The sequence below is a fragment of the Sphingomonas sp. genome, from assembly GCF_041661825.1.
In the GTDB taxonomy this organism is placed as follows: Bacteria; Pseudomonadota; Alphaproteobacteria; order Sphingomonadales; family Sphingomonadaceae; genus Sphingomonas.
Genome location: NZ_JBAZTU010000002.1, coordinates 220,643 through 233,076 on the forward strand (window position 1 = coordinate 220,643; position 12,434 = coordinate 233,076).

Annotated in this window: 7 protein-coding genes; all 7 read right to left on the minus strand. The window is 60.8% G+C overall.

What is annotated here, in order from left to right:
* Positions 1-11: 11 nt before the first annotated feature.
* The 7 genes from WC729_RS08155 to WC729_RS08185 all read right to left on the minus strand — a co-directional run bounded on the left by WC729_RS08155 (position 12) and on the right by WC729_RS08185 (position 12,109).
* Positions 12-3,029: a polymorphic toxin-type HINT domain-containing protein gene (locus tag WC729_RS08155; RefSeq protein ID WP_372851450.1), complete on the minus strand. Its 3,018-nt coding sequence runs from the start codon at positions 3,027-3,029 to the stop codon at positions 12-14.
* Between the two features lie 14 nt (positions 3,030-3,043).
* Positions 3,044-4,828 (minus strand): hypothetical protein, encoded by a 1,785-nt coding sequence (locus WC729_RS08160; RefSeq protein WP_372851451.1) that lies wholly within the window; start codon positions 4,826-4,828, stop codon positions 3,044-3,046.
* An 86-nt stretch (positions 4,829-4,914) separates the two neighbouring features.
* Positions 4,915-5,541 (minus strand): Ig-like domain-containing protein, encoded by a 627-nt coding sequence (locus WC729_RS08165; RefSeq protein ID WP_372851453.1) that lies wholly within the window; start codon positions 5,539-5,541, stop codon positions 4,915-4,917.
* A 439-nt stretch (positions 5,542-5,980) separates the two neighbouring features.
* On the minus strand, positions 5,981-6,478 hold the full coding sequence (locus tag WC729_RS08170) for a transposase (protein ID WP_372851455.1): 498 nt from the start codon (positions 6,476-6,478) through the stop codon (positions 5,981-5,983).
* Between the two features lie 443 nt (positions 6,479-6,921).
* Positions 6,922-9,558 carry an RHS repeat-associated core domain-containing protein gene (locus WC729_RS08175; protein ID WP_372851457.1) on the minus strand — a complete coding sequence of 879 codons (2,637 nt, stop codon included), beginning with the start codon at positions 9,556-9,558 and terminating at the stop codon, positions 6,922-6,924.
* Between the two features lie 23 nt (positions 9,559-9,581).
* Entirely contained in the window at positions 9,582-11,423 is a 1,842-nt protein-coding gene (locus tag WC729_RS08180) for a hypothetical protein (RefSeq protein WP_372851459.1), read from the minus strand.
* A 44-nt stretch (positions 11,424-11,467) separates the two neighbouring features.
* Positions 11,468-12,109 carry an Ig-like domain-containing protein gene (locus WC729_RS08185; RefSeq protein WP_372851461.1) on the minus strand — a complete coding sequence of 214 codons (642 nt, stop codon included), beginning with the start codon at positions 12,107-12,109 and terminating at the stop codon, positions 11,468-11,470.
* Between the last annotated feature and the right edge of the window lie 325 nt (positions 12,110-12,434).

Here is a 12,434-nt window from a genome sequence, read left to right on the forward strand (position 1 = left end):
CATATCGCATGTCATTTGGGAGGGTCTATACCGTACTTCTTCCAGTGCTTTTCAGAGACAGCATTAATTTTATTATCGACCTTGCCTACTCCTCCATCCGCATTAATTTGACGCTGCTCCTGCACCTCTCGTTGCCGCCTTGTTGAACCCGGCATCTGCCGCGTTGTGTCTTGCGCCTGACGACTACGCCCATCCCTGCCATTCCCTGCTCTTTGCGAGGGATCACCTCTCCCCGTCGAACCATGATAATCTTTGCCGCTAGGTGTGCGTGAACCCGGCACAGTGTATGCGCAGGAGTTATGCACCCAAACTCCCGCCTCACCAACGAAATAGGTATGAAAGTCCGCAACCTCCAAATTGTACGTAAGCGCGGTTCTGTCAGTTTCGGCAGCGCCGACAACCCTCACACCTACCCCATTAGCGGTCGCTAACATGGTGCCTGGAGTAAGCTCGTCGGTGCGCCTCCAAGCCCGCGCCTCCGAGCTCCACCACGGGTGATCGTCAGTGGTCTCGAATATCGCCTTCGTGCCGTCAACTTGCTCTACCTCGACCTTCCAGATCACCCGGTCATGCCGCTGGATCAAATCGACTATCGGCTTAAACCCCTGCTCGCTGGTACCTAAGTCTTTGGAAAGAACTAAATCGCCTACCTTAATCTGCTCGATCGGCTTCAAGCCTTCTCGTGTCGAAACCAAGGTACCGGCCACGAAACAACAAGTGCGAGTAGCAGCGCGCGTTGCTTCTCGTCCTCGCTCGATACGCCTGACAAGTGCTCCACCGGCCCGGACAGCCGCCCCGCCGCCAGTCAAGCCCGGAACCGCGGCGCTTATGACATTCGCCCCTAGGGAGAGTCCGTTAGTCCAATTGAGGCCGTTTTGGCTTATATCGGCGACATCTGCGGCAATAGATATCACATCGACAATCGTATCGAGCCACTTTCCCGTAGGATCGCGCCCATCGACTGGGTCGTTGCCTACATATGTATAGAGATTGTTCTGATCGGCGTATCCAACGGGATCGACTTGCAGGAACCGCCCTAGCTTCGCAGAGTAGATCCGCGCCTTGTAATAATACATCCCCAGGTCCGGCAGCCAGGCCTGCCCGGTATACTGAAACGCCCCGACATCACCGCCGCTCGGCACGCCATATTCGTCGTACGCCTTGATCGCGAGCATCGCGCCCGAGGCATCCGCCGACGACACGATCGAGCCCTGATGGTTGCTCTGCAGGCTGCGCCGATCCGTGAGGCCTGAGCCCTCATACCAAAGCTGCGGATCGTCGTCCCCGGGCCCATGGACATAACGCCGCAGCAGCCCGGACGCGCCGTTATACTCCGCGATCCGCTCATCCCCATCATACAGGAACTGCCGCGTGATCGAGCCGCCGTCATTGGTCTGGAACAACCTGCCCAGCGGATCATAGACCATCGTCGTGTTCAGCGTGCCGGCCGCCGATACCAGACGGTTCTCCACATCATAGGTGAAGCTGGTCCCGCCGTTCGAGGCCAGGTTGCCGTTGGAATCATACCCAAGCGAGCCGGCGCCGACCGCCGTGTACTGGTTCAGGCCGTTGACCGCATAGGCGTTGCTCGCCGTCGTATAGGCAGCATAGGCGTAGCCGGTGTTGGAGCGGCCGAAGCTGGTGATCTGGCCCGCATAATTATAGCCGAACGACGACGCGATATCGGCTGTCGTCCCCGACAAATCGTCGCCGAGGCTGGTGAGGCGCGAGACATCGTCATAGCCATAGGTGGTCAGCACGGCGCCACGCGCCGCATGCCAGCGCTGCGTCTTCCAGTCATAATCGTAACTGGCGACCTGGGTCCCGCCATTCTGCCGGATCGCGCTCATCCGGTTCAGTCCGTCATACTCATAAGTGAAGTAGTTGCCGTCCGGATGAGTCACGCGGATGCGGTTGCCGTCCGCGTCATAGAGACGGCCGACCGATCGGCTCACGCCGCCCATGCTGACGGTGCTCGAGGTCAGCCGCCCGAAGCCGTCATAGACATTGACCACCGCATCCGTGCCGCTGGCGCTGTCGAACCGGGCAGAGGTCACCTGCCCCCGCGCATCGTAGCCGGAATAGACATTGCGCACCGCCCAGCTTGGCGGCGTGGTGCAGGCATAGCCGGATACGCACGCACCGCTCACCGTCTTCACCGTCGCCCGGTCAAGCGCATCATAGGTGTAGGTCAGCGTGCGCCCGTCGCGCTTCCGTAAGGACGTGCGGTTGTCGTTCGCGTCATAGCCATATTGCTCGAAGTCGGTCGTGCTCGGGGCGCCGGGCGTCGTGGTGCTGGGGAACGCCCAGATCGTCAGCCGGTCGAGCCCGTCATAAGCATAGGCCGCCCGGTTACCATTGGCGTCAGTGACCGAGGCCTGTTTGCCGTTCGGCGTGTAGCTGTATTTGACATAGTCCTGCTGCAGCGCGGTGCCGTACGCTTTCTGCACGGTCAGCACCTGGCCGGCATCGTCATAGACGTTGCGGGTGATCCGGTCCTCGCCGTCGGCGCCGGCGGTTCCCGGCGTGCAGGCGCTCGACGGCAGGCTGGCAAACACGGCCGGATTCAGCCGCACCGCGGTGCACTGGGGGCGCCCGACCACATCGTAACTATATTGGGTGACCGCGTAAGGCGTGACGGTGAAGGTCGGCGCCGGGCCGACCCCGGACACCACTTCCTTGATCTTCCGATCGAGCAGATCATAGGTCGTGTCGATCCGCTTCGCGACGACGAAGTCGGTACCCCAGGCCGAAGGCAGCGTGCCCTCGGGTTTCCAGACCTGCAGTTCCCCGCTTTCGACCAGGACGAGGCGCCCGTCGATATCATAGCTGTTGCGCGTCGCCGCATGCTTCAGCGGCCCCGCCCCGTCAGGATCGGGCGCGATGGTGCCGACCACGCGGTGCGCGATGTCGTAGCGCGTCGCCGTGGTGAAGGGCGACGCCGCACTCTGCGCCGCGGCCGGGACGGCCGATAGCAATCCGAGCAAGGCGGCAAGCCCGAAGGCCAGGCGATCCAGCATGATGCGCATCTCTTCCGCCCCGCTCACGAGCAGACCGCCGAGGCCGTGCCCCGCGGACTGGTTTCCCAGATCTTGTTGCTCTGCGCGTCATAACCGAAGCAGGTGCGCAGGCTGACGCCGCCCGAGGTGACCAACTTGCCGCGTACCAGCAGATTGTCCGCCGTGCCGTTGGCGCCATATTCATAGGTGGTGACGGTGATCGGCGCGCCGCTGTCGCAGGTCGGCGTGCTGCTGCCCGCGACCGTCTGGCACAAAGTCTCGGTGTCCGGCACCCAGATCTGGTTCGGCCCGGCCACCAAAGACCCGCCCGAATTCTTGATATAAGGATATTTTTGGACATAGGTGTTGAGCTTCAGCGGTCGCGCTGCGCCCGCGGTGGGGGCAGGCTGCATCTCCGTCAGCAATCCGCCCCAGCTTGCATAGGTGAAGTCGGTCTGGTTGCCCTTCGCGTCCTTCGTCCAGATCGGTTTGGCGCAATTCTGAAAACTGCCGGGCGAAAAGCAACTTCCATAACCAAGCGTCTCCACCTGGTCGGCAATTCCGCTGCCGGGCTTGGCCACCATCGTCCGCTTGGTGATCGCATGGAACGGGCCGTTATATTCGGCGAGGTATTTGTTCCCCTCGGGCAGGGTCGCTTCGACCAGCAGGGTGCCGTCGTGATAATCATCGATGAACGGCTCGAAATAGACCGCCCCGGTGAACCGATAATTGGTCACCTGCCCGTTCGGATCGGTGATCGAATAGGGAGAGGACTTGGTGAAACGGAAATTCGTGACCTTCCCAGCCGGGTCGGTGACGGTGCCGCTGCCGTCACCATCGGATGCCGAGCTGCCCGGATCGTTGATGACGTCGGGAGAACCGGAGGCAATGTTCCATTCCGCCCCGTCCGCCATGGTCTGCTTGAAGATCACGCTGCCATTATAGCTCATCGCCATCTTGCAGGTCGCGTAACCCGGCGGCTTCACACAAGTGATGCCCGCCTGCACATTGTCATAAGTGGTAGTCTGGCCGCTCGTATCGACGACGCTGTTCAGATATCCCGAGGCGTAACCATAGGTCGCCTTCAGGGCGGCACCCGTGCAGGTCGACGTGGCCGTTACATAGGTCTGCGCGGTGTCGAAACCGCACGCCGCGGAGACATCTCCGGCGGCGTTATAGTCGAAGACGATCGCGTAGCCGGAACTGTCACTGACCAGCTTGAGCTGGTTGCTCGCATTGTACGAGAAGGTCTGGGTGCGCCCCTCGGGGAAGGCGATCTCGGCGATACGCTGCGACCCGCCCAGCGTGACGACATTCGCTGCCGGCACGCTGCTCGAGAAGGTGTAGATCGTGCCGCTACTGTCCGTGTAGACATAATGGCCGGTGGCGAAGGTCGAGCCTCCGGCCCATGTCAGATTGCCCGAGCGCTCCGCGTCGATGTTGAACGCGCTGATGGAGGAGGGAGTCGCGTCGAGCTGCGTGTAGGTGCCGCTCGCCGAGCCGCCAAGATGCGCGATCGGGCGGTGAGTTGCCTGATTTGCTGGCGGTGGAGACGGCTGCACATTGTTGTGCGCGACATAAATGTCGAAGTTGTGGGTCATGTTGAAGCCGAAAAAGGGCCTGTTCGGCTTGCGCAGCCCCGTCACATGGGACCGCTCGAGCTTCAACGGCCCGATCGCGAGGTCGGTCTCCGAATAGACGAACGACCCATCCGCCACATTCACGCCGCCGGGTGTGGTCGAATAGACCTTGGGCGGAATGACGTCCTGGGCGCACGCCGGCTGCGCGGCGGCGATCGCCGCCAGAACCACGGCGTTGCCGAGCAACATCCCTCCGCGTGCAATCACCGATGGCAGCATAAAGGCAGGTCTTCCCTTGTGTGGATTACGCATGATTGAGAAAGCAGGATCGGGCATCACAAAGGCGGCTCGCGACAGGTGCCCGAGGGGCCCGTGAAGGTGGCGCTCGCCTGGCCGATGGCCGTCGCACCGGTGCTGTCGGTCACGATGTAGTTGAACGTGTAGGTGCCCGGCCAGGTCGAGACGAATTCGGCCGATGTGCTGCTGACGATGGTGGCGAAGGCGGAGCCGCTCGTCGCATCGATGCTGGTCAGCGTCAGCGGCACATTGTTATCGGGATCGCTGTCGTTCGCGATGAGGTTGGCGGTCAGTACCGCGGAGCAGAGGCCGCTCACGGAATCGTTGACCGCGACAGGCGGATGGCCGGTCGGCGTGGGGGTCGGTGTCGGCGTAGGAGTCGGTGTGGGCGTCGGCGTGGCGGGCGGCGTGTAGGTTGGCGTCGGCGCCGGTGTCGGGCAGGTGGCCGGCGCCGATCCCGCAATGTCGTAGCGCATGCGGTTGCCGGCCCGATCGAAACAGGTTCCCATCTGGATGCCAGTGCTCGGCCCGCCGATGCGGTTGCTGCCGATCAGGCGACCGAGCGTATCGTAGCGATAGGTCGTGGTTTCCTGTGCCGTGAGATACTGGCCGGCCAGCAGGACAGAACCTGCCGCACCGGCAAGCAACAACGAACGCGCGCGCATGCAATTTCCCCCCCGGGGTTGAACGGAGGCAGGCAATGAATCGGCGCCTTCCCCAGCGCGCTGATCGTGTTAGGCGGCTATCGCGGGGTCAACCGGAACTCCGGTTTCGGTATGTCCGTTTCGGATCAAACGGCGCGGCGACGCGGATGCTTGTGCGGCTGCGCCATGCCCTTGTGGACTCGACCGCTCGAGCGACAGGATTTACAGCCAGTTCGGCGCAATCTGCCAAACCCCCGTAAAAGGGTTACGGGAAGCGTTCGTCGTGAAACCTCGTGAACGGAATTACGGTGACAGTGCACTTTTAGCGCTCTTCCGGCCGCGCCTGGCCAGCAAGAAGACCCTGCCGCTCTCGCGCTCCAATGTTTCTACAAAGACCGAGTCCCCGACGGGTCGGCCGATCGTCTCGGCTTTGCGTAGCCGGGCGAATGCCTCCTCTTCCTCACCCGCCTCGATCAGCGCGCGGCGGCGCAACGGTGGTGAGCCCGTCATTCGCGACAGCGCCGAGATGGGCATGGACGCTCGACCATGGCCAGTCGACCGCATGCTCCACCAGCCTCGCCCGGACCGGATTGAGCGCGACGTAGCGTAACGCCGCGCCGAGATTCGCTTCGTCCATCGCAGCGCAGCCGAAACGGCCTTGCCAGAAATGGCCGGTCCGCTTCAACCGGGCATGAACACGGCCCGCATAACGGCGATGCACCGCCGCCAGCGCACGGCGCAGGCCATCATGATCGCCCGGCACCAGGATCAGATGGACGTAATTGGGCATCAACACCCATCCCCAGACCTCCACGCCCGCCGCAGCGCAGTGATGCGCAAGCAGATCGCGATAAAGCGCAAAATCCGCATCGTTGAAGAAGGTCTGCGCGCGCCCGTTGCCGCGCTGCGTGACATGATGGGAATGACCCGGAAATACCGCGCGTGCTAGACGTGCCATCCCAGCAGGCTAGCGTGAGCAGACGGTGAGCACAATTAGTGCACTGTCACCGTAATTCCCGTAATTCTGTACATCTATACTTGGTACTACTTAAATTACACGGCATTATATTTATAGAGATAATATTATAGTGTGAGCTTTGTGCAAATCGTTTGATAATTTATCTATCGATGTAGGAATGTGAAGTTCATACCCTTCTTTATAACTATCACCATCGATAAAATAAATTGATATACAAAATTTTGAATTTCCGTTATCTTTAATATCAATCTGATAGCAGTCATTCTTCAAATTTGTTAGATACAAAAATCTACATTCTCGCCCGCCGAACTCTTTAAAAATGGGCACATTGAGAGACGTAGCCCAAGATTGAAGAGTGCGATCTATTTGATCGTATGCCATTTTCACTCACAAATATTATAGTATTATATTACGATAAATCTCTAATAAGCAGAGGGAATTAAGCATATAAGAGCACATATTATCACTCCAACGATTCCAAATCGTATTGCGGTCGTTGGTGAAATTCCTGAAGTTTTCGCCGGACCTTGTCTTCCCGCGGATTTTTCTTTTGCAGTCCAGTCCGGATGAGCTTCACTCTCCGATATGGGGTGTCCTTCGAGGCTATATCTCTGTTCTGGGGCTTTCCAATATCCTTTAGAGCCACCGGGCCCGCCCTCTGATTCAGGGGGAACATATGTAATTGTAGGGCGAGGTCCAGTGGCTTGCTTTGGCCCATAAAAAGTTCCTGGCCTTTGCCCTGGCCCAGCAGGGGTGTAAGGACCGTTCGGTAGATCGGAGGGCGGTTCGGGGATCGAAGTCTCAGGAGGTTGGCCAGTTCCTGCTTGAGCGCCTTTCCCTACTTCCGGCTTCGGCCCTTTCCCGGTCGGATTGGGAGCCGCATTGTTCGTAACGATGCTGGTACTGAACATGCTGCAATTGCCGGAGCAGCCAAAGCGCGACGGAGTGACATTCGAAAATAGGGATCCCGTTGCCAAGCCCGTACTATCAGCGGCGTTGACCGGATCATTGCCGACATACGCGTAGAGATTATTCTGATCCTTATACCCAATCGGATCAGTCTGCAAAAACCGCCCAAGCTTCGCTGAGTAAATCCGCGCCTTGTAATAATACATCCCCAGGTCCGGCAGCCAAGCCTGTCCGGTATACTGGAACGCACCGACATCGCCCCCACTGGGCACGCCATATTCATCATAGGCCTTGATCGCGAGCATCGCCCCCGAGGCATCCGCCGACGACACGATCGAGCCCTGATGGTTGCTCTGCACGCTGCGCCGGTCGGTGAGGCCCGAACCCTCATACCAAAGCTGCGGATCATCATCCCCCGGCCCGTGGACATAGCGCCGCAGCAATCCGGACGCGCCACTATATTCCGCGATCCGCTCATCCCCGTCATACAGGAACTGCCGCGTCACCGAGCCGCCGTCATAGGTCTGGAACAGCCGCCCCAGCGAGTCATAGACCATCGTCGTGGTCAGCGTGCCGGCCGCCGACACCAGCCGGTTCTCCACATCGTAAGTGAAGCTGGTCCCGCCGTTCGAGGCCAGGTTGCCGTTGGAATCATAACCGAGCGAACCGACCCCGACCGTCGTGTACTGGTTCAGCCCATTGACCGCATAGGCATTGCTCGCCGTCGTATAGGCGGCATAGGCGTAGCCTGTGTTCGAGCGGCCGAAGCTGATGATCTGGCTCGCATAATTATAACCGAAGGACGACGTGATATCGGCTGTCGTCCCCGACAGATTGTCGTCGAGGCTCGTGAGGCGTGAGAGACCATCATAATCATAGGTCGTCAGCACGGCGCCGCGCGCCGCATGCCAGCGCTGCGTCTTCCAGTCATAATCATAGCTGGCGACCTGGGTGCTGCCATTCTGCCGGATCGCGCTCATCCGGTTCAGGCCGTCATAGTCATAGGTGAAGTAATTGCCGTCCGGATGAGTCACACGAATGCGGTTGCCGTCCGCGTCATAGAGACGACCGACCGCGCGGCTCACGCCGCCCATGCTGACGGTGCTCGAGGTCAGCCGGCCGAACCCGTCATAGACATTGACCACCGCATCCGTGCCGCTGGCGCTGTCGAACCGGGCCGAGGTCAACTGCCCCCGAGCATCATAGCTGGAATAGACGTTACGCACCGCCCAGCTCGGCGGCGTGGTGCAGGCATAGCCCGACACGCAGGCACCGCTGACCGTCTTCACGGTCGCCCGGTCGAGCGCGTCATAGGTGTAGGTCAGCGTGCGTCCGTCACGCTTCCTAAGGCTCGTGCGGTTGTTGTTCGCGTCATAGCCATATTGCTCGAAGTCGGTCGTGCTCGGGGCGCCGGGCGTTGTGGTGCTCGGGAACGCCCAGATCGACAGCCGGTCGAGCCCGTCATAGGCATAGGCCGCCCGGTTGCCGTTCGCATCGGTGACCGAGGCCTGCTTCCCGTTCGGCGTGTAGCTGTATTTGACGTAATCCTGCTGGAGCGCGGTGCCGTACGCCTTCTGCACGGTCAGCACCTTGCCCGCGTCGTCATAGACGTTGCGGGTGATCCGGTCTTCGCCGTCGGCACCAGCAGTTCCCGGCGTGCAGGCGCTCGACGGCAGGCTGCCCCACACGGCCGGGTTCATGCGCACCGCTGTGCACTGGGGGCGCCCGACACTATCGTAGCTATATTGAGTGACCGCATAAGGCGTGACGGTGAAGGTCGGGCTCGGGCCGACCCCGGACATCACTTCCTTGATCTTGCGATCGAGCAGATCATAGGTCGTATCGATCCGCTTCGCGACGACGAAGTCGGCACCCCAGGCCGAAGGGAGGGTGCCCTCGGGTTTCCAGACCTCCAATTGCCCGCTCTCGACCAGGACGAGGCGCCCGTTGATATCATAGCTGTTGCGCGTCGCCGCATGCTTCAGCGGCCCCGCCCCGTCGGGGTCGGGTGCGATCGTGCCGACCACGCGGTGCGCAATGTCGTAGCGCGTCGCCGAGGTGAACGGCGACGCCGCACTCTGCGCCGCAGCCGGGACGGCCGGCAGCATGGCTAGCAAGGTGGCGAGCCCGAAGGCCAGGCGGTTCGGCATGATGCGCATCTCCCCCGCCGCGCTCACGAGCAGACCGCCGAGGTCGTGCCCCGCGGACTGGTTTCCCAGATCTTGTTGCTTTGCGCGTCGTACCCGAAGCAGGTACGCAGGCTGACGCCGCCCGAGGTGACCACTTTGCCGCGTACCAGCAGATTGTCCGCCGTGCCGTTCGCGCCATATTCAAAGGTGGTGACGGTGATCGGCGCGCCGCTGTCACAGGTCGGCGTGTTGCTGCCCGCGACCGTCTGGCAGAGTGTCTCGGTATCCGGCACCCAGAGCTGGTTCGGCCCGGCCACCAAAGACCCGCCCGAATTCTTGATGTACGGGTACTTCTGGACGTACGTGCTTAGCTTCAGCGGCCGCGCCGCGCCCGCGGTCGGGGCCGGCTGCATCTCCGACTTGATGCCGCCCCAGGCATAATAGTCCAGATTGGTGACGTTGCCTTTCGCGTCAGTCTTCGTGATCGGCTTGGTGCAAGTCGGCGTCAACGTGCCGCCCGGGCAGGAATAGCTGATGAGAACCACAGTGTCGGCCAGGCCGCTGCCCGGCTTCGCTTGAAAGGTCTGTTTGCTGATCGTCGTGTACGGGCCGTAATTCTCGGCCAGATATTTATTGCCTTCGGGAAGCGTGACCTCGGTCAATATGCTGCCCGCCGCGGTTGCCGGGGCCATCGAGTCATACTGAATAGCGCCAGTGTAGCGGTAGGATGTCGTATTCCCGACCGCATCCGTCGCCGTATAGGGCGTCGAGCCGGTGAAGTAGAAGGTCGAGGTCTTGCCCGCCGGGTCGACCAGGTTGGTCTGATTGTCCCCGTCCGATGGGATAAAGTCTTCGTCCTGTTGAAAGACACTGCCCCAGTACACGGTCCAGACGGAACCATCGGCGTGCGTCTGGACCAGCGTCTGGCCGTTGGGATAATTGTTCGCGACCTTGCAGGTCGAATAGCCCGGCGGCGTGATGCAGGAGAGATAGGTGGAAACATACGCGCTCGAATAGGCATAGCTGGTCGTCTGCCCGGTCACATCGACCACGCTTGTCAGCAGGTTGCCGGTATATCCGTAAGCAACCTTGAGCGTTGCTCCCGAGCAGGTTGAACTTGCCGTCACGTAATTCTGCGAAAGATCGAAACCGCAGGCGGCGGTGATCTTCATGTCCGATGAGGATGTCGATCCGTAATCGAAGACGATCGCGTACCCGGTGGAGTCAGCCACCATCTTGAGCTGTCCGGACGCGTTGTAGGAGAAGGACCGGACGCGACCATCAGGATAAGCGATGGTTCCGATGCGCTGCGCACGAGACGAATAGACGCCCGCATTGACGCCCACCACCGGCACCGCAGGATTGAAGGTATAAACCGTGCCCGATTGATCGGTGTAAATGTACGTGCTGGCGCTGACGAACTGCAGAACGCCATTCTCCGCTTCGCCGCTGTTCGGGATGACCGTCGGCGTGGTGGTGAAATTGGTCTGGCGGTAAACGCCGCTCGCCGCGGAGCCCATATGCACGATCGGCCTGGAATGGGCCGGGATGTTGAAGGGAAGGCCTGTTGCCGGCACATAATTGGGCGTCACGAATATATCGAAGTTGTTGCTGGTGCGCATTCCATTGAACATCGCGTCGGGATCGAGCGCTGTGCCCGGGCTCATATGATAGAAGCGCTCCAGGGTCAGGGTCCCGATCGACAAATCGGTGACGTTGTAATTGTACGATGCGTCGGAGATGCTGATGCCCGTGGGCGTCATCGTCATCACCTTGGGCGGGATGACATCGGCTATGGCAGCGGAACTCCATAGACCTGCCAAAGCCGCGAGAGCGCCAAAGCGCCCGATGCCCAGGATGCCATTCGACAGAGCCGGTCGACGCATGCGTATATCGCCCTTTGCTTTTCCGATGGGGGTGGCGCGGCCGATCATTGGCCTTCGCCCGGATTTCCGGCGGACCTGCCAAACTCGCAGTTAGGGCTGCCCGAGATCGCGATCGACGCGGTACCGGTAGCGGTCGCGCCGTGCGTATCCTGGATCGTATAGGTCAGCGTGTCGGTGCCGGTATGGTTGTTCGACCAGTAATCGATCAGCCCGCCGCCGGTATCATAGGCCGTGCCATAATAGCTGGAGTTGGAGAAGCTCACGAAGCTGATGGCGTCGCCATCGGGATCGCTGTCGTTGGCCAACAAGTTGATCCATACCTCGGAGCAGGTCGAAACCTGAACGCTGTCATTGACCGCTACCGGAGCATGGTTCGTGGGGGTCGGGGTCGGGGTCGGTGTGGGGGTCGGGGTCGGTGTGGGGGTCGGCGTGGGCGTGGGCGTGGGTGTTGGGGTCGGACAGGAAGCCGGTGCCGATCCCGCAATATCGTAACGCGTGCGGTTACCGGCCGGATCGAAACAGGTCCCCATCTGGATGCCGTTGCTCGGGCCGCCGGTGCGGTTGCTGCCGATCAGGCGACCGAGCGTGTCGTAGCGATAGGTCGTCGTTTCCTGTGCCGCGAGATATTGTCCGGCAAGCAGGACAGAGCCTGCCGCTCCGGCAAGCAACAACGAGCGCGCGCGCATGCAATACTCCCCCGGTGCGCAAAACGTAGGAAACGTTCCGCGAATCCGCGCGCCGATCCGACGAACGGATGTGATGGAGATGCGGCATCGTCGCACGCAACGCGATGGAATCTACAACCGATCCGGAGCAATCCGCCGAAAAATATCGTAAAAAATTGGTAACTTACCCGGAATGATCGCTCTTGGAGCCCGTTTGGAACAGGTTTGACGCCGCACCTCGTCTGGGCATGGACCAGATCAATTCAACCAGCCTCCGCGCCGGCATAGACTGCCCATGCCGATGGCTGCTCACGGCGCCCCAGGGATATGCGATGACACTACAGGC

Bases quoted from the DNA above. Each gene is read 5' to 3' on its own strand.
- WC729_RS08155 (WP_372851450.1), bottom strand. From the start codon at position 3,029: ATGCGCATCATGCTGGATCGCCTGGCCTTCGGGCTTGCCGCCTTGCTC.
- WC729_RS08160 (WP_372851451.1), bottom strand. From the start codon at position 4,828: ATGTTGCTCGGCAACGCCGTGGTTCTGGCGGCGATCGCCGCCGCGCAG.
- WC729_RS08165 (WP_372851453.1), bottom strand. From the start codon at position 5,541: ATGCGCGCGCGTTCGTTGTTGCTTGCCGGTGCGGCAGGTTCTGTCCTG.
- WC729_RS08170 (WP_372851455.1), bottom strand. From the start codon at position 6,478: ATGGCACGTCTAGCACGCGCGGTATTTCCGGGTCATTCCCATCATGTC.
- WC729_RS08175 (WP_372851457.1), bottom strand. From the start codon at position 9,558: ATGCCGAACCGCCTGGCCTTCGGGCTCGCCACCTTGCTAGCCATGCTG.
- WC729_RS08180 (WP_372851459.1), bottom strand. From the start codon at position 11,423: ATGCGTCGACCGGCTCTGTCGAATGGCATCCTGGGCATCGGGCGCTTT.
- WC729_RS08185 (WP_372851461.1), bottom strand. From the start codon at position 12,109: ATGCGCGCGCGCTCGTTGTTGCTTGCCGGAGCGGCAGGCTCTGTCCTG.